This is a genomic window from Burkholderia sp. AU31624 (assembly GCF_020420065.1).
Classification (GTDB): domain Bacteria; phylum Pseudomonadota; class Gammaproteobacteria; order Burkholderiales; family Burkholderiaceae; genus Burkholderia.
Genome location: NZ_JAIZRT010000002.1, coordinates 718,162 through 739,957, shown reverse-complemented (window position 1 = coordinate 739,957; position 21,796 = coordinate 718,162). Strand labels below are relative to the sequence as shown.

The 21,796-nt window shown below is 68.9% G+C and carries 21 protein-coding genes; 14 read left to right on the top strand and 7 right to left on the bottom strand.

Annotated elements, in window-relative coordinates; translation table 11 throughout:
* Positions 1-114: 114 nt before the first annotated feature.
* From LGM89_RS08625 to LGM89_RS08605, 5 genes are all read left to right on the top strand, one after another.
* Entirely contained in the window at positions 115-972 is an 858-nt protein-coding gene (locus LGM89_RS08625; protein WP_039358052.1) for a LysR family transcriptional regulator, read from the top strand.
* Positions 973-1,013: 41 nt separating this feature from the next.
* Complete coding sequence (locus LGM89_RS08620; protein WP_089497416.1) at positions 1,014-1,937, top strand: DMT family transporter; 924 nt, start codon at positions 1,014-1,016, stop codon at positions 1,935-1,937.
* A gap of 67 nt (positions 1,938-2,004) precedes the next feature.
* Positions 2,005-2,784, top strand: coding sequence for a sensor histidine kinase (locus tag LGM89_RS08615; RefSeq protein ID WP_089497417.1), 780 nt, complete (start codon positions 2,005-2,007; stop codon positions 2,782-2,784).
* 76 nt (positions 2,785-2,860) lie between these two features.
* Positions 2,861-4,204, top strand: a complete 1,344-nt coding sequence (locus tag LGM89_RS08610; protein WP_089497418.1) for a hemolysin family protein — start codon at positions 2,861-2,863, stop codon at positions 4,202-4,204.
* 22 nt (positions 4,205-4,226) lie between these two features.
* Positions 4,227-4,811 (top strand): thiamine phosphate synthase, encoded by a 585-nt coding sequence (locus tag LGM89_RS08605; protein WP_226272847.1) that lies wholly within the window; start codon positions 4,227-4,229, stop codon positions 4,809-4,811.
* A gap of 72 nt (positions 4,812-4,883) precedes the next feature.
* Here LGM89_RS08605 and LGM89_RS08600 read toward each other — a convergent pair whose 3' ends face one another.
* Positions 4,884-6,536, bottom strand: coding sequence for a DUF3459 domain-containing protein (locus tag LGM89_RS08600; RefSeq protein ID WP_226273014.1), 1,653 nt, complete (start codon positions 6,534-6,536; stop codon positions 4,884-4,886).
* A 309-nt stretch (positions 6,537-6,845) separates the two neighbouring features.
* Here LGM89_RS08600 and LGM89_RS08595 point away from each other — a divergent pair, with 309 nt between their 5' ends.
* Together LGM89_RS08595 and LGM89_RS08590 are read left to right on the top strand one after the other, a co-directional pair.
* Positions 6,846-7,553: a class I SAM-dependent methyltransferase gene (locus tag LGM89_RS08595; RefSeq protein WP_226272846.1), complete on the top strand. Its 708-nt coding sequence runs from the start codon at positions 6,846-6,848 to the stop codon at positions 7,551-7,553.
* A 108-nt stretch (positions 7,554-7,661) separates the two neighbouring features.
* The gene (locus tag LGM89_RS08590) at positions 7,662-8,330 is read left to right on the top strand and encodes a glutathione S-transferase (RefSeq protein WP_089497421.1); all 669 of its coding nucleotides are present in this window, start codon (positions 7,662-7,664) and stop codon (positions 8,328-8,330) included.
* 24 nt (positions 8,331-8,354) lie between these two features.
* Here the strand turns inward: LGM89_RS08590 and LGM89_RS08585 are convergent, their stop codons facing one another.
* A complete protein-coding gene (locus tag LGM89_RS08585) occupies positions 8,355-9,008 on the bottom strand; it encodes a DUF1345 domain-containing protein (RefSeq protein ID WP_039360521.1) in 654 nt (217 codons plus the stop codon).
* A 139-nt stretch (positions 9,009-9,147) separates the two neighbouring features.
* Between LGM89_RS08585 and LGM89_RS08580 the strand changes: the two genes are divergently transcribed.
* On the top strand, positions 9,148-9,879 hold the full coding sequence (locus LGM89_RS08580) for a metallophosphoesterase (RefSeq protein WP_089497422.1): 732 nt from the start codon (positions 9,148-9,150) through the stop codon (positions 9,877-9,879).
* Positions 9,880-9,934: 55 nt separating this feature from the next.
* On the opposite strand, the gene LGM89_RS08575 is transcribed toward LGM89_RS08580, so the two are convergent.
* Together LGM89_RS08575 and LGM89_RS08570 are read right to left on the bottom strand one after the other, a co-directional pair.
* Entirely contained in the window at positions 9,935-10,630 is a 696-nt protein-coding gene (locus tag LGM89_RS08575) for an RES family NAD+ phosphorylase (protein ID WP_089497423.1), read from the bottom strand.
* Positions 10,631-10,632: 2 nt separating this feature from the next.
* Positions 10,633-11,052 (bottom strand): MbcA/ParS/Xre antitoxin family protein, encoded by a 420-nt coding sequence (locus tag LGM89_RS08570; RefSeq protein WP_226272845.1) that lies wholly within the window; start codon positions 11,050-11,052, stop codon positions 10,633-10,635.
* A gap of 233 nt (positions 11,053-11,285) precedes the next feature.
* Between LGM89_RS08570 and LGM89_RS08565 the strand changes: the two genes are divergently transcribed.
* Positions 11,286-12,068 carry an ABC transporter substrate-binding protein gene (locus tag LGM89_RS08565; RefSeq protein WP_069251060.1) on the top strand — a complete coding sequence of 261 codons (783 nt, stop codon included), beginning with the start codon at positions 11,286-11,288 and terminating at the stop codon, positions 12,066-12,068.
* A gap of 1,116 nt (positions 12,069-13,184) precedes the next feature.
* Positions 13,185-13,571, top strand: a complete 387-nt coding sequence (locus LGM89_RS08560) for a GtrA family protein (protein ID WP_226272844.1) — start codon at positions 13,185-13,187, stop codon at positions 13,569-13,571.
* Positions 13,572-13,599: 28 nt separating this feature from the next.
* Here the strand turns inward: LGM89_RS08560 and LGM89_RS08555 are convergent, their stop codons facing one another.
* Both LGM89_RS08555 and LGM89_RS08550 read right to left on the bottom strand, forming a co-directional pair.
* Complete coding sequence (locus LGM89_RS08555) at positions 13,600-15,081, bottom strand: sigma-54 dependent transcriptional regulator (protein WP_089497426.1); 1,482 nt, start codon at positions 15,079-15,081, stop codon at positions 13,600-13,602.
* Between the two features lie 450 nt (positions 15,082-15,531).
* Positions 15,532-16,449 (bottom strand): metal-dependent hydrolase, encoded by a 918-nt coding sequence (locus tag LGM89_RS08550; protein WP_226272843.1) that lies wholly within the window; start codon positions 16,447-16,449, stop codon positions 15,532-15,534.
* A 581-nt stretch (positions 16,450-17,030) separates the two neighbouring features.
* On the opposite strand from LGM89_RS08550, the gene LGM89_RS08545 reads away from it, so the two are divergent.
* From LGM89_RS08545 to LGM89_RS08535, 3 genes are all read left to right on the top strand, one after another.
* The gene (locus LGM89_RS08545) at positions 17,031-17,372 is read left to right on the top strand and encodes an FKBP-type peptidyl-prolyl cis-trans isomerase (protein ID WP_011355854.1); all 342 of its coding nucleotides are present in this window, start codon (positions 17,031-17,033) and stop codon (positions 17,370-17,372) included.
* Positions 17,373-17,403: 31 nt separating this feature from the next.
* Positions 17,404-18,177: an AraC family transcriptional regulator gene (locus LGM89_RS08540; protein ID WP_089497428.1), complete on the top strand. Its 774-nt coding sequence runs from the start codon at positions 17,404-17,406 to the stop codon at positions 18,175-18,177.
* Between the two features lie 191 nt (positions 18,178-18,368).
* Positions 18,369-19,808, top strand: a complete 1,440-nt coding sequence (locus LGM89_RS08535; protein ID WP_226272842.1) for an MFS transporter — start codon at positions 18,369-18,371, stop codon at positions 19,806-19,808.
* 27 nt (positions 19,809-19,835) lie between these two features.
* On the opposite strand, the gene LGM89_RS08530 is transcribed toward LGM89_RS08535, so the two are convergent.
* Positions 19,836-20,288 (bottom strand): winged helix-turn-helix transcriptional regulator, encoded by a 453-nt coding sequence (locus LGM89_RS08530; RefSeq protein ID WP_179254914.1) that lies wholly within the window; start codon positions 20,286-20,288, stop codon positions 19,836-19,838.
* 154 nt (positions 20,289-20,442) lie between these two features.
* Here LGM89_RS08530 and LGM89_RS08525 point away from each other — a divergent pair, with 154 nt between their 5' ends.
* On the top strand, positions 20,443-21,678 hold the full coding sequence (locus tag LGM89_RS08525; RefSeq protein ID WP_226272841.1) for an MFS transporter: 1,236 nt from the start codon (positions 20,443-20,445) through the stop codon (positions 21,676-21,678).
* The last annotated feature ends 118 nt before the right edge of the window (positions 21,679-21,796 follow it).

Sequence of the window (21,796 nt, the reverse complement as noted above, 5' to 3'; positions counted from 1 at the left end):
GTCCTGCTCCTGTCGGTGAAGTTGACGTTGAAGAACGGAAACACAGCGTCAGGCTAGGCGCGCCGAACTATAATGAACAGTCATCGATGAATATTTCATCCATTTACATCGAAAATGAAAGTCCTTGATCTCGATGCCGTCCGTGCGTTCGTGCTGGTCGCCGATCTCGCCAGCTTCACGCGCGCCGCCGATGCGCTCGGCACCACCCAATCGGCCGTCAGCCTGAAGCTGAAGCGGCTGGAGGCCCACCTCGGCAAGCCGCTGCTCGCGCGTACGCCGCGCGTCGTCAAGCTGGCCGCCGACGGCGAGAATTTCCTGCCGGCCGCCCGCGCGCTGCTCGATGCGCACGATCACGCGCTGGGCGCGATCTCGGCCGGTACGCACCGGCTGTCGCTCGGCGTCAGCGAGCACGTCGCCGTGCCCGACCTGCCGGCCGTGCTCACGAGCCTGCATCGGCAGGATCCCGGGTTGTCGCTCGAAATGCATCTCGGCACGTCGACGAACCTGCTCGCGCAATACGACGAACGCCGGTTCGATGCGGTGATCGTGCGGCACGAGCCGGGCGAAGACCCGCCGCGCGAAGACGGCACGCTGCTGTTTTCCGAACCGCTGGCCTGGCTCGCCGCGCCGGACTGGGTGCCGCGCGCGGGCGAGCCGCTGCCGCTCGCGGTGCTGGCCGGCCCGTGCGGCGTGCGGGCCGCCGCGCTGCGCGCGCTCGACCATGCGGGGCGGCCGTGGCGCGAGCGCTTTACGGGCGGCGGCGTGGCGGCGGTCACGGCCGCCGCCGCCGCGGGGCTCGCCGTCTGTCCGCTGGCGCGGCGGGTCGCGCCGCGCACGCTGGTCGACGTCGGCGCGAAATTCGGGCTGCCGCCGCTGCCGCTGTCGCAGGTCGTGCTGTATTCGCGGGTACGCGACGCACGTGCCGGCGCCGCGTTGCGCAGGTTTGCCGACAGCCTTGCAATCTCGGCGTAAACTAACGGGTTTCGCCGCCCGCAATCTCCAGAAGAATTCCGATGACGCCCGACGCCCGCAAGCACCTCCGAGCCAACCTGCTGATGCTCGCCGCCGCCGCGATCTGGGGTTCGGCGTTCGTCGCCCAGCGCCTGAGCCTCGACGTGATCGGGCCGTTCCTGTTCACGGGGCTCCGTTTCCTGCTCGGCGCGCTGGTGCTGGTGCCGCTGCTGATGCTGAACACGGCGTCGCGCACGCAACTCGTGGCGATCCGCCGCGAGCCGACGCTGCTGCTGCCGGGCCTCGCGCTCGGCGGGCTGCTGGCGGTATCGATTTCGCTGCAGCAGATCGGCCTGCAGTACACGCGCATCGCCAACGCGGGCTTCATCAGCTCGCTGTACGTCGTGATCGTGCCGCTGATGGGCGTGTTCGCCCGTCACCGGATCGGCCCGGGCACGTGGTTCGGCGCGCTGCTCGCGGCGATCGGCCTGTATTTCCTCAGCATCAACGAGCAATTCTCGGTGCTGTACGGCGACTGGTTCCAGCTCGCCGGCGCCGTGATCATCGCCGCGCACGTGATGGCCGTCGGCCATTTCGCGAAGCGCCACAATCCGCTCGTGCTCGCGTTCATGCAGTTCGTCGTGTGCGGCGCGGCGTGCCTCGCGATCGGCCTCGTCATCGAGCCGGTCAGCGGCACGATGCTGCGCAACGCGCTGCCGACGCTGCTGTACGGCGGCCTGCTGTCGGTCGGGGTCGGCTATACGATGCAGGTCGTCGCGCAACGCGACGCGGCGCCCGCGCACGCGGCCGTGATCTTCAGCATGGAAGGCGTGTTCGCGGCGATCGCCGGCTGGGCCGCGCTCGGCGAAACGCTGACGCTGCGCGCGCTCGTCGGCTGCGCGCTGATGCTGGCCGGCCTGCTCGCGTGCCAGCTGCTGCCGAACGGCGACGCCCGGAAAAAGGACGAAGACGCGCTGCCGGCGTGACACGCACCGTCCCTATAATGACGGTTCGCGTGACTTCCACGCCAACCGCTTCCGACAGGCCAGCTCCGTGACGTCCACTACCGTCGATCCCGCCGCCGACCTGCTGCGCGAACGCGCAGCGCATTACGCCACCCAGGCGGCGCTGTTCCTGCGCGACCAGGCGCTCTCCACCGCCTCGCACGACCTGCGCAGCCCGCTGAACGCGATGCATAGCTGGGCGTACGTGCTCGAGCGCCAGCTCGCCAACGCCGATCCGAACCTGCAGCGCGCGCTCGCGGGGATCCGCACGGGCATCGACCAGCAGGTTGCGCTGATCGACGACGTGCTCGACGCGCCGCGCGCCGAAACGCGCACGCTCGCCGTCAGGCCGCAGCCGTTCGCGCTGCGCGCGCTGCTCGACGACACGATCGCGCTCGCCCGTTTCACGCTCGCCGACGCCCGGCAGGTCGCGCTCGACGCGACGCTGCCGGCCGGCGACCTGCCGCTGACCGCCGACCGCGAACGCATCGCACAGGCGCTCTGGACGATGCTCACGGCCGCGGTCGAAGCCAGCGCCGCCGGCAGCCGCGTGACGTTTGCGTGCGCGCGCGACGGCCTGCAGTTCACCGCGCGCGCCACGTGTACCGTCAACGCCGACGCGCTCGCCGATCCCGCGCAACCGCATGCATTCGAATCGTTCGCGCGGCGCGAGATGCTGCGCGAGCGCGACGCCAAGCGCGTCGCCTGGACGCTCGCGCTTTGCCAGCGCGTCGCGCTCGCGCACGGCGGCACGTTCGCGCACGACGCGTTCGCCGATGGCGCCACGGCCACCATCACGCTCTCCGTTTCCGGTGAGGCGCCGGTGTAAGCAATCGGCCGCCCGACACATTACAAATTCCTTTCTGGCTCTATACTGACGGGCCTGTCATAACCGGAGTGCTTCTTTGTTACAGATCTTCGCGCTCATCGGCGCGTTGTTCCTGGTGGCCCTGAACGGGTTCTTCGTCGCGGCCGAATTCGGCCTCGTCAAACTGCGCGCCACGCGCGTCAAGACACTGGCCCGCAAGCACGGCCTGCGCGGCCGCATCCTCGGCATCGTGCACGGCCGGCTCGACGCGTATCTTTCCGCGTGCCAGCTCGGCATCACGCTTGCGTCGCTCGGCCTCGGCTGGGTCGGCGAACCGGCCTTCGCGCAACTGCTCGGCCCGTTGCTCGACCTGATCGGCGTGGAATCCGAACGCGTCGTGCACCTGATCTCGCTGGTGTTCGCGTTCTCGCTGATCTCGTTCCTGCACATCGTCGTCGGCGAGCTGGCGCCGAAATCGATGGCGATCCGCCAGCCGGAAAAGATCGGCCTGTGGGTCGCGCTGCCGCTCTATGCGTTCTACTGGGCGATGTACCCGGCGATCTGGGTGCTCAACAACAGCGCCAACGCAGTGCTGCGGCTCGCGGGGCTCTCGGCCGACCACGGCAGCGACGCCCACTACTCGACCGACGAGCTGAAGCTGATCCTGCGCAGCCGCCGCAGCACGGCCGGCAATCCGGCCCAGCCGGCGCGCGGCACGTACAGCAACGACGAGTGGAACACGCTCGCGCATTCGCTCGATTTTTCGTCGATGACCGTGTCGGACCTGATGCGGCCGGCCCATGAAATGATCGGTCTGCGCCGCGACCTGCCGCTGCCCGACAACATGGAGATCGTCGCGCGGCACCGCTTCAGCCGCTATCCGCTGTTCGAGGATGCATCGCGCGAACAGGTGAGCGGGCTGATCCACCTGAAGGACCTGCTGCTCGCGCGTCACGCGGGCGCGGCGCTGGAAGACCTGTCGGACTACGTCCGCCCCGTGCAGTACGTGAGGCCCGACACGCCGGCGCTCGACCTGTTCCGCCGCTTCCGCAAGGGCGCGCCGCACTTCGCGCTGGTCGGCAACAAGGGCGAGAAGCCGATCGGCTTCCTGACGCTCGACAACCTGCTCGGCGCGCTGGTCGGCCAGATCCACGACGAATTCCGCCAGGGCGACGCCGACTGGAGCCGCCTCGACGACGGCACGCTGATGGGCAAGGGCAGCCTGCCCGTCGTGTCGCTCGAGCAGGCGCTCGGCATCGACATCGACGAAGGCCGCGCGGAATCGGTCGGCGGCCTCGTGATCCAGGCGCTCAGCGACCTGCCGACCGAAGGGCAGCGCGTGTCGTTCGACCGCTTCGACGTCGTCGTGAAGAAGATGAACGGGCCGCGCATCGTGCTCGTGCGCGTCTACCCGAAGATCTCGAAAGAGGCCGACGAATGACGGCCGCGCTGCGCCGCACGCGATGAACGCCACGCTGCCGCGCTGCTGCGTGATCACGCCGGAGCCGGCGTCCGCGTCGGCGGCCGATTGCGCGGCGTTCCTCGACCGGCTGTCGGCCGTGCTCGCGCGCGGCGAGACGCTCGTGCAACTCCGCGTGAAGTCGCTCGATGCAGCCGCGTTCGCGCGACTCGCCACCGAAGCGCTCGCGCGCTGCGACGCGACCGGCGCGCACCTGATGCTGAACGGGCCAACCGATGCGGCCGGCGTGATGCGACTCGGCGGCGCCGGCTGGCATCTCGACGGCACCGCGTTGCGCGCGGCCACGCAGCGGCCGTTGCCGGCCGGAAGATGGGTGTCCGCCGCCTGTCACACGCGCGACGACCTGCTGCTGGCCGCGCGCGCCCGCGCGGATTTCGTCACGCTGTCGCCCGTGTTGCCGACGCTCAGCCATCCCGGTGCGCCGACGCTCGGCTGGGCCCGGTTCGACGCGCTGGCCGCCGAGGCCGCCATGCCCGTCTTCGCGCTCGGCGGCATGACACGTCTCCACCTCGACGATGCACGCCGCCACGGCGCCTACGGCATCGCAGGCATTCGCGGGTTCTGGTAGTTCGGAGATTGCCCTGCGGTGCAGCCGGGCGCAGATGCGCCCGGCTGCTCAAACGCTTGCCCGCTCACGTCGTCATGCGTTCAAGTTCGGACGCATGCCGCGCCAGGCACCGTCATCGATGCGACGCGCGTCGTGCGTGAGCGCATACCGGTTGACGTCACCCGTCAGCCACGCGACGAGCGCATACGGCGGCAACACGCCTTCATCGACCCGGTCGCGCGCACGCGCCGGCGTCTCGAACACGACTCGCCCGCTCGGCGCATCGAACGGCACCGCGTCGGGCGACAGGTTCAACGCGATCGTCAGCGTCTCGTCGTCGGCGAGCCGCCAGGATGCGAGCAGCGCGTCGGCATCGCCGTCGCCGTCCGACTTCAGCGCACGCGCTTCCTGCGGCCGGCAATCGGACAATCGCGGCGCGATCAGCTTCGCGCGCACCGCGAGCGCCGACTGCACGAAATGCGCGCGATCGGCATCGCGCGCGGTTTCGTCGAATATCAACGGGATCTGCGGCGTGAGCAGCGACAGCGCCAGTGCGGCCAGACCGGCCGCCTGCCCGTGGTCGCCCTGCCCGCAGTCGCGCCACGCGCCATCGGACAGCACCAGCGACGTCAACGACAGCCCGCTGTCGGCGGCCATGCCTTCCCCCGACCCGGCCGGCTGGAATGCGGCTCCGGCCGCGGTCAGCGCGCGGGCGAGCGTGTGGATCGACTGGTGCGTGGAAATGCCTTCGTGGGCCGACGTATCGCGCCCCGTCAGCCGGTGCAGCGCGCGTTCGCCGCACCCGTTCCACTGTGCATCGAAATGGGTATCGGCAAGATGCGCCGGATGCCGTTCGCTGCCGAGGACGAGATGGATCAGCCGGTCGGCCGGCACGGCCGCGCGCACGCGATCCGCGATCTCGCGCAGCCACGACACGCCGATCCGGTCGGCTTCGCGCAGGCGCAGCCCGTCACAACGGTACTCGTCGATCCAGTACAGCGCGTTGTCGCAGAAGAAATCGCAGACTTCCGGATGATCGAGCGCGAGCGGCGACGCCTGGAGCGGATCGTCACGCGTATGGAAGAACGGCGCCGCGTAGTGGCGCAGCGCCTCGGTGCCGCTGCCGAAGCGCGCATAGTCGAGTTCCAGCAGCACCGCGAGACCGTAGCCGTGCGCGTCGTCGATCAGCGCCTTCAGCGCGTCGGGGCCGCCTTCTGCCGCGAGTGGCGCGAACGGCAGGCTGTCGTGCGGCGACGCGAGCAGCTCCAGCGCGGTCACGCCGAGCCGCGCGAGTTGCGGCAGGCGCCGGCGCACGCCGTCGAAGCCGCCCACCGCGTGCGGGCGAATCGCATAGAGCGCGATGTCTTCCCATGCGCGCCCGTGCCAGAACGTGTTGCGCCACGTGAACGCGCGCGGATCGATGACCTCGCTCGGGCCGTTGAGCCCTTCGGGTTGCGAGCGCGACGCGGGATCGGGAATCGATACCGCATCGTCGAGGCGATAGCGATAAAGCGCACCCGCACCGCAATCGGCAAAGACTTCGAACCAGTTCGTGCCGGCCGCCGTCATCGGGACGAGCAACGGGCCGAAGCCGGTATCGAGTTCGAGCTGGACCTGCGTGCTGCCCGGCGCCCACACGCGAAAATGCGTGCGCGGCGTCGCGCAGAGCGCGCCACAGGGCTGGGCGCCGAACGGCAAGCAGTGAATGTAGTGCTGCGCATACGGATCGTGCGGACAATCGGACATCATGCGCTCCTCGTGCGTGCCGAGCGGCATGGCCGCGCCAGCGGGGCGCGGCGCATCGGGGCCCGGCATGCGACGGCCAGGCGGGGGGAGAGAAACGAGTATGCGCCGGATTCGCTACCGCGATGCATCGCGCCCGGACATTTTTAAATACGAATCGACCCCGGGAAAACCCGCAATCCCGCCGGTCCCGACGAGTCGGGTAGCCGCCATACCGGAATGGTTGCTCGCCTTGTTGCACCGGCCGCGCACGCTTACGCTCTGCGCCATGCTCGCGGACACGACGTCCGCGCCCGACCCGAGGAACCCGCCATGTCGCTTCCCTCCAGCGCCGCCAAATTCGATCCAGCACGCGCGCACGAATACGCCGAGCAATCCCGCATCGCACTCGCCGGCTACGATGCCTGCCACGAACTCACCGCGTGCATGCTCGCGTCGGCGATCGCGGCGCCCGACGCGCGGATCCTCGTCGCCGGCGCGGGCGGCACCGGGCAGGAAATCTGCGTGGCGGCCGCGCTCGAGCCGGGCTGGCAATTCACGGCCGTCGACCCGTCCGCGCCGATGCTCGCGCTCGCGCGCTCGAACGTCGAGGCCGCGGGTTTCGGCGCACGCACGGCATTCGTCGAGGACAGCGTCGAGGCGTTGCCCGACACGCCCGCGTTCGACGGCGCGACGCTGATCGGCGTGCTGCACCACGTCCCCGGCGACGAAGCGAAGGCGGCGCTGCTGCATGCGATCGCGCGGCGCCTGAAACCCGGCGCGCCGCTCGTGCTCGCCGGCAACCATCGCCGCTACGCGGACCACCCTCGCCTGCTCGGCGCGTGGCAGCAGCGCTGGCGCATGAAAGGTACGACGCCCGACGCGGTGCGCGCGCAACTCGCGAAGATCCTGCAGGGCGCCGATCCGCCCGCGTCAGAGGAAGCCGTGTTCGGCCTGCTGCGCGATGCGGGCTTCGATGCGCCGCTGCGCTTTTTCGCGAGCCTGTTCTGGGGTGCGTGGATCGCGGTGCGGGGCGGCTGACCAGACGCGGTCGTCTAGACGCCGTTCGTCACGGCGCGCGGCGCGTTTCGCGTACGCGCCCTATGCGCTGGGTATGATGTCGTTCCCGCCCCCACTCCCAGCGTCGACATGCTCACCGTCCATCACCTGAACAACTCGCGCTCGCAGCGCGTGCTCTGGCTGCTCGAAGAACTGGATGTGCCGTACGAGATCGTGCGCTACGCGCGCGACCCGAAAACGATGCTCGCGCCGCCCGAATTGCGCGCGATCCATCCGCTCGGCAAGTCGCCGGTCGTCACCGACGAAGGCCGCACGTATGCCGAATCGGGCGCGATCATCGAATACCTGGTCGAACGCTACGGCAACGGGCGCCTGGCGCCGCCGCCCGGCACGCCCGAGCGGCACGACTTCACGTACTGGCTGCACTACGCGGAAGGGTCGGCGATGCCGCCGCTGCTGCTCAAGCTCGTCGCGCTGCGGATCGCACACGCGCCGATGCCGTTCTTCGCACGGCCGATCGCACGCAAGATCGCCGACACGCTGCAATCGAGCTTCGTCGATCCGCAGATCGCGCTGCATCTCGGCTATGTCAACGACACGTTGAGCCGCACCGGCTGGTTCGTCGGCGACGGTTTCAGCGCAGCCGACATCCAGATGAGCTTTCCGCTCGAAGCCGCGACCGCGCGCGGGGGCGGCAGCCGCTATCCGGCAATCGCACGTTTCCTCGATGCGATCCACGCGCGGCCCGCGTACCAGCGGGCGCTGGAACGCGGCGGCCCGTACGACCTGCTCAAGTAACGCGGCGAATCGCCCTGGCCTGCATCAGCTCAGCAGGCCCGCCGCGACGTTGATCGACAGCCCGAGCACGGCCATGTTGAAGTAGAACGACAGGATCGACTGCGCGAGCACCGAGCGCCGCGCGGAGCGGTTCGTCATCGACACGTCGGCCGTCTGCGACGCGACCGCGATCGTGAACGCGAAATACAGGAAATCCCAGTAATCGGGCTCCGGGCTCCGGTCCGGGAAACGAAGCGCGCGGTCGTTGCCGGGCGAGCCGTAATAGAGGCGCGCATAGTGCAGCGTGAAAATCGTCGGAATCATGAACCACGCGCCGAACAGCGTCGCGCCCGTGATCGCGTAGTGGCTGAGCCCCGCGCGAAAGCCGACGCTTTTGACGGTCGCGAGCTCGATCGCGATCGCGGCCACGCTCGCGACGGTCGCAAGGGACACGATGGTCAGCACGGTCGTCGCGTTTTCGTCCTCGCGAATCGCGATGTCGCGCACCTGGTCATGATGCGCGGTGACCATGCGCACCCACATCAGCGCGAGATACAGCCAGACCGCGCAATCCCAGCCGATCAGCGCCCGTACGGTCGGACGCAGCGGAAACGGCAGCAGTACCGCGCACAGCAAGCCGGCGACGAACGCCGCGACCATGCGCGGCCGGTTGCGTAATACCTGCGGATAAATCGTCATCATGTGATTCCGAAAGCAAATGGAAAGGGTTCGGCCGGCGCGCGGGACTGCCCGCCGCGCCGCACCGGCGGGTATTGTCCCGATTATCGCCATTCCATCGTGACGTGGCGATGGGGACGCAAGCGCCTAAGATATTGGGATGACTGCCATCGCCCCCCTCTGCCGCCATCCGGCGAACACGGTCGGCCGCGACTTCGTCGTTGGCGACCTGCACGGCTGCGTGGATGTGCTGCGCGCGCTGCTGCACGACATCCGCTTCGATCCGGCCCGCGACCGCCTGTTCTCGGTCGGCGACCTCGTCGACCGCGGCCCGGCCTCCGAAACCACGCTCGACCTGCTCGACCGCCCGTGGTGCCACGTCGTGCGCGGCAATCACGAGGAAGTGCTGAGCCTCGTGGCGCGCGGCAAGCTGTCGCCCGACGCGTGGCGCGGGATCGGCGGCGACTGGGGTGCCGACCTGCCGCCGGAACGGCTGCACGCGCATGCGGCACGCATCGACGCGCTGCCACTGGTGCGCGTGATCGGCGACGGCCCCGGGCGCTTCAACGTACTGCACGCGGAATTCTTCGGCTCGGACGCCGATCTCGACACCGGCAGCTATGCGCACGACGTGCGCGAGCGGCTGATCTGGGGCCGCGATCTCGTCCAGGGGCTCGCCGATCCGGCGCGGCAGGCCGGGCTGTCGCTGACCTGCACCGGGCACACGCCGGTGCGCGCGCCACAGCGGATCGGCGCGCAGTGGTTCATCGACACGGGCGCGTTCGCACCGGCCGGGCGGCTCACGCTCGCCGAGCCGCGCACCGGGCGCACCTGGTCGATGACGCAGGCCGAGGCACGCGAGCGCCATGCGGGCGACTGGCCGCTGCCTTGAGGCGGCTGATATGCGCTGATAGATGCTAATAGGTGCTGACGCCCGCGAGCAGGCCCTAGCCCACCTGGTTCAGTTCGAACACCGCATCGACGGCCGAGCCGTTCCAGTTGTATTCGAGGTAGGCCGCGTGATGGCAGTCGCGCAGCAGCGCGGTGCGGAACGCCGCCAGGCACTCGCCGCGCGGGTCGCGCACCGACGGATAGACGATGCCCGCGCCGCCCGCATTGCGCACCGCGCGACCGAGCGCCTGCCCGGCGCTGTAATCGAGCGGATGCAGCAGCGCCGGATCGCGTTTGGGCCACACGCGTATGTCGGCCACGTCGCCCTGCGCGATCACCGTATAGAGCCGCATTTGCTGGCGCATCGGCGGCTCCCTCGTCGCTTCCAGGAACAACGCGCTGTGATACCGCGTTTCGGCGATCGCCGTATCGCGCGAACGCGCGCAGTAGAACACGCCGTAGCTGCCGTCGGAAAAGCGGCTGCCCTGCGGATTCAGATGCGTGAACGCGGCCATGATCGGTCCCCAGCCCTGCCCGTAGCGGCGCTCGGCGGGCGGCACGAGGTCGAGCGTGCCGACTTCGTTGCGGATGCGGTCGTTGGTCAGCGATTCGAGTGCGTAAAGCGCGTCGAAATCGTCCGCCGAGGCCACGCGGTCGAAGAGGTTGATCGCCGGGAAACGGGTGGGGATCACGCGATAGGCTGGCGCCCAGTCGACCGCGGTCGTGGGCCATTGTTGTGCTTGGATCGGCATGGTCACGCCCAGCCACCTCGCATCGCGTCGAGATATTGCCGGACGGCGACCAGATCGCCGACGTTGCCGGCGAGCATCCGGTCGAGTGCGCGCTTGCCGCCGAACGGCGCCGCGTCGTTGGGCCGCTTGACCCACGCATCGGCCGCGGCCGGCTGCGGCAGCAGGATCTGCAGTGCCTTGTAGATGCCGAGCAACAGCGATAGCCGTTCGAGCGTATCGCGCGGCAGCCGCGCCGATTCCGGCGTGCCCTTCCACTTGAAGAACGTCGAACGGCCGGGCGACCCGAGCAGCACGATCTGCTCGTCGATCGTCAGTTCCCAGTCGCGCGCGATGTTGAAAAACGCGCGCAGGCCGGCCGCCGACATCTGCGCGACCGAGGCCTGCGGCGGGGCGGAGTGCGATTCATAGGCGGGCTGTGACATGATCGTTAGTCTCGAAACGAATTTACTAACAAGATTAGTCCATTTTCGTATTTTTGCAAGGGTCGAGACCGCCGATCGATCCGCTCCTCCGACCAAACGATATTTTTTGTCCATTCTGGACTCTTATTTTATTTTCTGCGTTAATGGCCGTGCGGACACCGCGCGCAGACGCGGTTCGTATCCGTGAAACCGTGTCGCACAGAAACCGGAAGCACCCCGCCAAGGAACGCACCATGAAGAGACTGATTGCCGCTGTTTCGATCGCCCTGCTCGCGGTATCCGCAGGCCCCGCCGTCGCGAAGGACTGGACCACGATCCGCTTCGGCACCGATGCCAGCTACGCGCCGTTCGAGTCGAAGGCGCCCGACGGCAAGCTCGTCGGCTTCGACATCGACCTCGGCAACGAGATCTGCGCGCGCCTGAAGGCGAAGTGCGTGTGGCTCGAGAACGATTTCGACGGGATGATTCCGGCGCTGAAGGCGAAGAAGTTCGACGCGGTGCTGTCGTCGATGTCGATTACGCCGCAACGTGCGCAGCAGATCGGCTTCACGACGAAGATCTACAACCAGCCGACGCGGCTCGTCGTGAAGAAGGGTTCGCCGCTGCTGCCGACGGCCGAATCGCTGAAGGGCAAATCGATCGGCGTCGAACAGGGCACGACGCAGGAAACGTATGCGAAGGCGTACTGGGGCAAGCAAGGCGCGAACGTCGTGTCGTACCAGAACCAGGACGGCGTGTACGCGGACCTGACGTCGGGCCGCCTCGACGCGGCGTTGCAGGATGAAGTGCAGGCGGCCATCGGGTTCCTGAAATCGCCGCGCGGCGCGAACTACACGTTCGTCGGCCCCGAGCTCGTCGACGAAAAGGTGCTCGGCATCGGCGCCGGCATCGGGCTGCGCAAGGAGGACACCGACCTGAAGGCGAAGATCGACGGCGCCATCCTCGATATGGTCAAGGACGGCACCTACAAGCGGCTCGCGTCGAAGTACTTCGACTTCGACATCTACGGCGGTTGAAACGGCGTCGCGCGCGTACGGGCGCCACTCCCGTCGCGCGCGTCCGACCGCCCCTCCCCTCACCACCGGACGGCACCGGCGCTACACCGTTTGCCGTCGCATCGAATGCTTCATCCGTCGCACACATCGCACGACGCTGCGCATTTCATTCGGATTGCAGATCGATCGTTCACGGGGACGATGCCTCGCGCGAACGGATATCGTGCGGCTTCAGTCAGTAGGCGAAGACCGGGCGTCGAGGGACCGGCGCCCGTGTGCACATGCCCTTGCGAATCGGGTTCGGGTGCAGGAAAGTGCCGACCCGGCGCGGATGACCGGCAATCAGCCGGATCCGCCTCGCACCGGGCGCGGAGAGATGGCCTGTCGATGCATGCCGGCCGGCTGCAAGAACGGCGTTCGACCGGCGATGCTCCGACTCACTGCGATCGCGGCCTGCCGGCCGCGGCGTGTGGCGATCGATCATTTTTCTTCCCCGTTTCAATCTGATGGTTGTTCCGGCAACCGGACGAGACCGGTGCCCCGACGATCAGGCGACGACACGCCGTGCTCGCCGGAACGCAGCTGTCGTGCCGCGCTCCGCCGCCGCATCCCCGCGGACCGTGTCCAGGCCGGTACTGACAGGGTTCGCTGCCGAACCGGACGGACCGTGCATCGTCGACTTTCGCACGCTCACTATTGCAAGGAGCGGGCCAGCGTCGCGCGAGCCCGTCCGGACAAGGGGTTGACCCGGCAGCGTGGTGGCCGGAACGGGTGCGGAAGGCGGGAAGTTACGAAACTGAAACACACGGCGCGCGGCCTGCGCTGGCCGTGTCGCGGCGCTGCCTTGCCGGATAAGGCTGAACAATGCGCCGCGACATTTTTACCGACGGGTAGCCGGCCGTTCACCCCGATTTGCCGCGCCAATTTGCGTGACTGCCGAGGCGAAAATGTTTCATGCGCTTTACATGGCGCAGGCGGCACGGGAGCCGCAGGTTGTCCGCACATCCATCGGCCGACGGCATCGCTATACTGCGAAACCGGCGCGCGTCATGTTTGCGCCGGCGCCCTTCGCCGGCGCGTGACGCACCTCACGACACCGCCCCACACGCCGCCCCATCACCCGAACGACCGCCCCCGATGATCCGCACCCTCTATACCGCCGAACGCGCCAGGATGATTCGCTTCGGGGTGTCGGGCGTCGGCTCGACCGCGCTGCATGCGCTGATCGCGGCCGCGATGTTCGCGCTGTTCGACGCGACGCCGGTGAGCGCGAACGCGGTCGCGTTCGCGTGCTCGACCGCGTTCTCGTATCTCGCCAACACGCTGTGGAGTTTTTCGTCGCCGGTGACGTGGGGCAACTTCGTGCGCTTTCTCGCCGTCGCGCTGGCCGGCCTCGGCATGACGATGCTGCTGGCGCACGCCACCGAGACGCTCGGCCTCGCCCGCGCGTGGAGCATCGTCGCGGTCGTGCTGTGCGTGCCGCCGGTCACGTTCGTGCTGCACCGGCTCTGGACCTATCGCTGAACCGGCTCACGCGTCACGCATGCGCCGCTCAGCCGACCCGCTGATGCCCCGCGTCGCCGGACGGCGTGCCGTCGTGGCCGCCGTTGTCGCCGTTCCCGCCGTTGTTGTCGTGATCGTTCAGCCCGTGCTCGATCATCATCCGGTAGAGCGTCACGCGTGAAATGCCGAGTTCGGCCGCGGCCTTGTTGATGCGGTGATCGTTGCGCAGCAGCGCATTCTCGATCGCGGTGCGCTCGGCGAGCGCCCGCGCCTGTTCGAGCGTCACGGGTTCGGTTTCGCCCGGCGTCTCGAGCCCGAGATCGTGCGGCGTCAGCAGCCGGCTCTCGGCCATCACGATCGCGCGCCGCACGCGGTTGATCAGCTCGCGCACGTTGCCCGGCCATTCGTAGCGGCGCATCGCATCGAGCGCGGCCGACGTGAAGCCGCTGATCTTGCGGCCGCTGTCGGACTTGAATTTCTGCAGCACGTAGTGCGCGAGGATGTCGATATCCTTGCCGCGCGCGCGCAGCGGCGGCTCGTGGATGCGCAGCACGCACAGGCGGTGATACAGGTCGGCGCGGAAGCGCCCGGCCTCGACCGCGCCGTCGAGATCGACGTGGGTGGCCGAGATGATCCGTACGTCGACCGGAATCGATTCCTGCCCGCCGAGCCGCTCGATCTTCCCTTCCTGCAGGAAACGCAGCAGGCTTGCCTGGCTTTCGACCGGCATGTCGCCGATTTCGTCGAGAAACAGCGTGCCGCCGTTCGCCGATTCGATCCGGCCCGCGCGCCGCTGGTTCGCGCCGGTGAACGCGCCGCGCTCGTAGCCGAACAGTTCCGACTGCAGCAGGTGATGCGGAATCGCGCCGCAATTGATCGCGACGAACGGCCCCTTGCCGCGGCCGGAGCGCTCGTGAATCGCGAGCGCCGTCAGCTCCTTGCCGGTGCCCGACTCGCCCGAGATGAACACGCTCGCGTCGGTCTTCGCGACCTTGCGGATCGTGCTGAACAGCTGCTGCATCGCCTCGCAGTTGCCGATCATCCCGTGTTCGCCGATCGACGCCGCATAGGCCGCGCCATCGACGCGATCGAGCGCGGCCATCCCGCGCGCATGGCCGAGCACGTGCGAAATCCATTCGTAGGGCAACGGAAGGGTCACGTAATCGAAGCAATAGCTGCGGATCAGTTCGCGCACCGCGGGGCTGATCGTGATGCCGGCCTGCGCGATGGAAATCCAGCCGATCGACGGCTGGCTCAGGCACGCCTTCAGCGCGGGATAGTCGCGCGACGTGAACCCGGTGAAATCGACCAGACCGGCGGCGACGCTTACGCCGGAGGTCATGTTCTGCGCGGCGCCGGCCGTCTTCGCGACGGCGATTTCCCAGCCGAGACCGCGCAGTTGCGCAAGCAACGGCTCATCGGGCGAACGCATGATCACGAACAGCTTGCGTCCGTCCTCGGGCGCGGTGACGGACACATGCGACATCTCGGGCACCGCATGCCCGTTTGCGTCAGGTGACCTAGCAACCATCGTTGTTCCCCGCTTCGCGTTGGTATCGCGCCGGCTCGCCGTCTCACGCGACGGACCTTGGTCGAACCGACATATTGGCCGCATTTCCGTCCGAATAAAATCCCCCCGTGCAGGAATCGCGCGTGAGGTGGACATTGTCATGAACGGTATATCGATGCGGCCGGCGCGCGGCTAGATGGGTGTTATCCCGGTGGCGTACGCGGCGGGCCCCCTGAAAGGATGGCTGCGCGGCGCGCAAAGCCGCGCCGGTGCTGGCGCATGGCGTTCCCGGGCGATGCCGCGCACGCCGGATCGGCTCGCTCGCGCATGCGTGCGCAACCGGTCGACGGGCCCGCAGGGCACCCGTGCTGCCGGTTCGAATTGATTTCGGTCAATCGTCAGAAGAAGCCGGCTGATGCACGAACGCAACATGCGCGGCCCGATGCCGCGCATGCCGGCGCAGCGGCGATCTCAGCGGCCCGATGCGAGCGGCGCCGGCGCGTTGGCGCGGCCGCGGCCGGCCGGTGCGTCGCCCTGTTCGCCATAGGCGGCGGCGAGCGCATCGACCCGCGCCAGATGGTGGTGATTGTCGTGATCCCACGGATGGAAGCCCGGCCGGAAAAAGCTCAGCCATTCGCCGGCGATGCGCGGGAACAGCCCTCGGCGCGGCCCGTACAGGAACGCGATCATCCGCAGCATGCCGCGCACGTGATGGCCGGCGCCGCGATCGCGCCACAGCAGCGTCGCATGCATCAGGAATACGGTCGGCCAGAACGTCAGCGTCGTCAGCAGATACACGCCGATGCGGATCAGGTAACGGCGCATGCCCGGCTCCATCGCGGTGTTCCATACGTCGAACGACACGGCCTTGTGCTCGGTTTCCTCGAGCGCGTGCCAGATCCACATCTGGCGGTAGCCCTCGACCGAGCCGTCGAGGCGCGTCGGGTCGCGCAGCAGCCAGTCGGCGAGCATCGCCGTGTAGTGCTCCGCCGCGACCGTATGCGCGAGCTGCACCGAATGCGGCAGCTTGCGCTTCATGTAGCCGAGCACCGTCCACACGCGCTTGTCGAGCTTGCGCGCGGGCAGGTGGTTCGCCTGCATCAGCTCGTTGTACTCGATGTGCTCGCGCGTGTGCATCGCCTCCTGGCCGATGAAGCCGAGCACCTGCTGCTTCAGCACGGGATCGTCGATCCGGTCGCGGTAGTTGCGCACCGAATCCATGAAGAAACGCTCGCCGGCCGGAAACAGCAGCGACAGCGCGTTGAAGAAATGGGTCACGTGCGACCCGAGGCCATGCCAGTCCTTCGCGCGTTCGACCGGCAGGTCGAAGCGCAGGTCGCGGCGCACCGGCATGATCCCGGCTGCGGTGGCGGAAGCGGCTGACTTCATGTTGATCGTTCTCCTGGTTCCGGAGCGGCCCGGCGCGTCGTCCGACGCAGCCGGCGCAGGCCCGGGCGGCGCATCGCGCACCGCCAAAATCTTGACATCGGCAGCTGTAAAGATAGGCCGCCCGCGGCGGCACACGCAAGCCGCGCGGTAGATGCGCGCTTCCAAACAGGGCACGGTCGAAAAGGCGGAAAAGACGGCGCTCGAACAGCGTCCGGACGGGGCGGGATTCGAACGCGCGCGGTGGCTCGCGAGCGCTACGCGCCGCGCCGTGCCGCGTCACGTCGACAGTCTGAAAGCCCCGTGCGGCGGGCGTTTCACGGAAGTCGGCGACACCACGCGGCACGCAGCGGCGCGCCCCGGTAGCACCGATTCATACACGCGTCGCACGCGCACGGTGCAACCGCGGGCACGAGGCGCGCGAAAAATTCAAACGCGCGTTCCATTTGCGTTTCGGACGATCGCGGCCACGGTGGCCCGGTGCCGCCCGCGACACGCGTGCGAGCGGCCGACAGCCCCGAGCGCCGACCCGTTGCGCGCTCGCCTACAATAGCGGTTTTACCCATCCTTTTTCAGGAGAAGTCATGTCTGTCATCACGACCGAATCGGGCCTCAAATACGAAGACCTGACCGAAGGCACCGGCGACGTAGCGCAAGCCGGCCAGACCGTCAGCGTCCACTACACGGGCTGGCTGACCGACGGTCAGAAATTCGATTCGAGCAAGGATCGCAATGACCCGTTCGCGTTCGTGCTCGGCGGCGGCATGGTCATCAAGGGCTGGGACGAAGGCGTGCAGGGTATGAAAGTCGGCGGCGTGCGTCGCCTGACGATCCCGCCGCAACTCGGCTACGGCCCGCGCGGCGCAGGCGGCGTGATTCCGCCGAATGCCACGCTCGTGTTCGAAGTCGAGCTGCTCGACATCTGACAACGCACGCGAGCCGCCTGACGCCTGCCCCATGGCACACCTTGCGTCCCCCACCATCGCACTGCAACGCTACGACACGCTCGAAGCGTCGGACGTGCACGACTTTCACCAGATCGTGCTCGGCATCGACGGTGCGATGGTGATGGCGGTGGACGGCGTCAGCCAGCGGCTCGACCGGCACGGCGCGTGGCTGGTTCCGGCCGGCGCGCGCCACGATTACGCGGGCCTCGGCGAGAACCGCCAGCTCGTACTCAATCTTCCCCTCGCGTCGCTCGCGGTACCGCAGCGGCTGTTCGACAGCGCGCGCGCCGTGGCGATCGATCCGGCACTGACGTCGCTGGTCGCGCAGATCGCGGCCGCCGCCGCGCAACTCGACGCCCCCGCCGACGACGCGCGGCACGCGGCCGCGCATCGTTTCCAGTGGCAGGCCGCCGCGCGGCTGTGCGGCGCGCTGCTCGACGAACGCGCGATCGCCGCGCCCGCCTCGGGCCTCGATTTCGCGCGCATCGACCGCTGGCTGCGCGCACGGCTCGAGGAGCCGCTGCGCATCGCCGATCTCGCCGCGCACTGCGGCTACGGGATGCGCCGCTTTCATCAACTGTTCGTCGACGCGTTCGGCGAAACGCCGCATCGCTACCTGCAACGGCTCAGGCTCGACGCGGCCGTGATCCTGCTCGCGGACGGCCGGTATCCGCTCGTCGATATCGCCGGGAGGGTCGGCTTCGCGGATCAAAGCACGTTCACCCATGCGTTCACGAAACGCTTCGGCGTGGCGCCCGGACGCTGGCGCGGCGAGCGGCATTGAACGCAGCCGCTGGCCCGCGCTGAGCGCGCATCCCGGCACGTAGCGGCACGCTTCTTCGATAAATGGCGTTCGCGACGGCCCGGACGCAGCCTGTTCCGTTCCCGCTTCGCGCCCCCTGCTCCGCATCCGGCGTTTCGACGCTTCACGTCCCGCTGAAACATCGCGGGCCGGCCGCGTCCTACGATTGACGCATGGATACGACCGCCCCCACGCCCGCCTTCCCGTCCGCGCTCGCCCGCGTCGTCGCGACCGTCAGCACCGGTTTCGTCGTGACGCAGCTCGACGTGACGATCGTCAACATCGCGCTCGCGCATCTCGCCGGCGACCTGCGCTTGCCGGTCGCCGGCCTGCAGTGGGTCGTCGACGCATACACGCTCGCGTTCGCGGTACTGATGCTGTCGGGCGGCGCGCTCGGCGACCGCTTCGGCGCGCGGCGCCTGTACATCGCCGGCCTCGTGCTGTTCGCGCTGGCGTCGCTCGCGTGCGGCGCCGCGAACGCGCCCGCGATGCTGATCGCGGCGCGCGCGCTGCAGGGCGTCGGCGCCGCGGCGATGCTGCCCAATTCGCTCGCGCTGCTCAACGACGCGTGCCGGCACGACCCGCACCTGCGGGCGCGAGCCGTGGGCGGGTGGACGGCGGCCGGCTCGATTTCGATCGCCGCCGGCCCGGTGGTGGGCGGCGTGCTGATCGCGGCATGGGGCTGGCGCGGCATCTTCCTCGTGAACCTGCCGCTGTGCGCGGCCGGGCTGGCGGCTGCGTTTGCATGGATCCCCGCGCGCCGTGCGGCGGCGCCGGGCGCGCCCTCCCGTTCCATCCGCGCACTCGACCTGCGCGGCCAGTTCATCGCGATCGCGATGCTGACCGCGCTGACCGGCGCCGTGATCGAATGGCGGCCACTCGGCTTCACGCATCCGGTCGTCGCCGGCGGCTTCGCGCTGGCCGCCCTCGCCGCGCTCGCGTTCGTCGCCGTGGAAACGCGCACGGCCACGCCGATGCTGCCGCTCTCGCTGTTCCGCCATCGCACCTTCAGCGCGGCCGTGCTGTTCGGGATCTGCGTGAACCTCACGTACTACGGCACCGTGTTCGTGCTCGCGCTGTACCTGCAGCGCGCACGCGGCGAAACGGCGTTGCAGGCGGGCCTTGCGTTCCTGCCGCTGACGGGCGGCTTCCTCCTGTCGAACCTCGCCAGCGGCCGTGTCGTGGCGCGTCACGGCCCGCGTGCGCCGATGCTGGCGGGCGCGCTCGTCGCCGCGCTCGGCTACGGGTCGCTGCATGTCATCGACGCGTCGACGCCGCTGGCCGTCCTGCTCGTGCCGTTCCTGCTGATTCCGACCGGCATGGGCTTCGCGGTGCCGGCGATGACGACCGCCGTGCTCGCGTCGGTCGCGCCCGAACGGGCCGGCATCGCGTCGGCCGTGCTGAATACCGCGCGGCAGGCCGGCGGCGCGATCGGCGTGGCTGCGTTCGGCGCGCTCGCCGGCGGTGGCGGCGCGGCGCAGGTCGTGGACGGGTTGCGGATCGAAACGGCCGTGTCGGTCGCGCTGCTCGTCACCGCCGCGCTGCTCGCGACGCGGGTGCGGCCCGATGCGGATCGTGGCGCGTCGTCCGCGCGTCAGGCCGTCAGGTCGTGACGGCGGCCGATTGAACCACGCGTGCGGTCACGCGTCGCCGATCTTCCTCACGACCGTCTCGGCCGCCTTCAAAGGCCGGCCGTCGTCATGCCGCAGCGCGAGCTTGCGGACCGCCCGCCCCGTGCTGCGGTCGACCAGCACCGAATGCGGTTCGCCGCGCGCGAACAGGTTCGCCTCCCCCCACTGCCTCAGCATCACGATCACCGGAAACAGCCCTTCGCCCTTCTTGGTCAGCACGTACTCCTGATACGCGGTGCCGTCGGATGCCGGCACGACGTCGAACACGCCGGCGTCCACCAGCATCTTCAGCCGGTCGGACAGGATGTTGCTCGCGACACCGAGGCTCGCGCGGAAATCGCCGAACCGGCGCACGCCGTCGAACGCATCGCGCACGATCAGCAACGCCCAGCGATCGCCGACGATATCGGTCGCCCGCGCCACCGGGCACGGCGAATCCGCAAGACTTTTCTGCCTGGCCATGTTCCTCTCCGCAATCTTGCCGGCCGCCTCCGCGGCAACGCCGGCCATCCGTGCGCGGACATTTCGCCTGCCGCACAACAGGTTGCATTTTAAAACTACTTTTCCTACACTTCACACTAGTTTCAATTTGCAACTACATTGCACGAGGGAACCCATGGCGTCTTCCTGTCATTCCGGCACCGTTGCGTCGACCGCGCCAACACACGCCGCGCATCCGCCCGACGGCGCCCGCCTGTCCGCGGCGCGCGTCGCGTTGCTGGCCGTCTGCTGCGCGGCCAGTGTCGCGAACGTCTACTATGCGCAGCCGCTGCTCGATTCGATCGCGCGGGATTTCGGCGTGTCGCAGGCGGCCGTCGGCGGCGTCATCACCGCGACGCAACTCGGCTGTGCGCTCGCGCTGCTGTTCGTCGTGCCGCTCGGCGACCTGCTGAACCGCAAGCGCCTGGTCACCGTGCAGCTACTGCTGCTGACGGCGGCCTGCATCGGTGTCGCCGCCTCGTCGACGCGCGTCGCGCTGCTGGCCGGGATGGTCGCGGTCGGGCTGCTCGGCACCGCGATGACGCAAGGGCTGATCGCGTGCTCGGCCGCGCTCGCGGGCGCCGGCGAACGCGGGCGCGTGGTGGGTGCCGCGCAAGGTGGCGTCGTGGTCGGGTTGCTGGCCGCGCGCTCGCTGGCGGGCGTCGTCACCGACATCGCGGGCTGGCGGGCCGTCTATCTGGTGTCGGGTGCGCTCGCGATCGCGATGCTCGTCGTGCTGTCGCGGCTATTGCCGGACGAGATCGGCCCGCGCGAGCGCATCGGCTACGCGGCGCTGCTGCGATCGATGGCGTCGCTGCTGCGCGATGAACGCGTGCTGCGCGTGCGTGGCGCGATCGCACTGCTGATGTTCGCGGCCTTCAGCATCTTCTGGAGCGCGCTGGTGCTGCCGCTGAGCGCGCCGCCGCACACGATGTCGCATACGCAGATCGGCGCGTTCGGCCTCGTCGGCGCACTGGGCGCGGCAGCGGCCGCCCGCGCGGGACGGCTTGCGGATCGCGGGCGCGGCGAAGCAACGACCGGCGCCGCGCTCGCACTGCTCGCGTGCGCGTGGCTGCCGCTCGCGTTCGGCGCGACGTCGATTGGATGGCTGATCGTCGGCATCGTGCTGCTCGATGTCGGCGGGCAGGCCGTCCACGTCGTCAACCAGAGCATGATTCTCGGCGCGCGGCCCGATGCGCATGCGCGCCTCGTCGGCTGCTACATGCTGTTCTATTCGGCCGGCAGCGGACTCGGCGCGATTGCGTCGACGATGATGTATGCGCGCGCCGGATGGATGGGCGTCTGCGTGCTCGGCGCGGTCGTGAGCGTGGCGGCGCTTGGCGTGTGGGCCGCCACGCTCAGGCGCGCGTGACACGTGCCGGCGCCACATATCGGAGGGAGAAGGCCCGCCTGCCCTTCGCGGGCGCCGGCTTGCGAACCGGCCGCGAACGCGCCGCCGGTTCGGCTTTCGGTTCGGCGCGCAGGTCGCG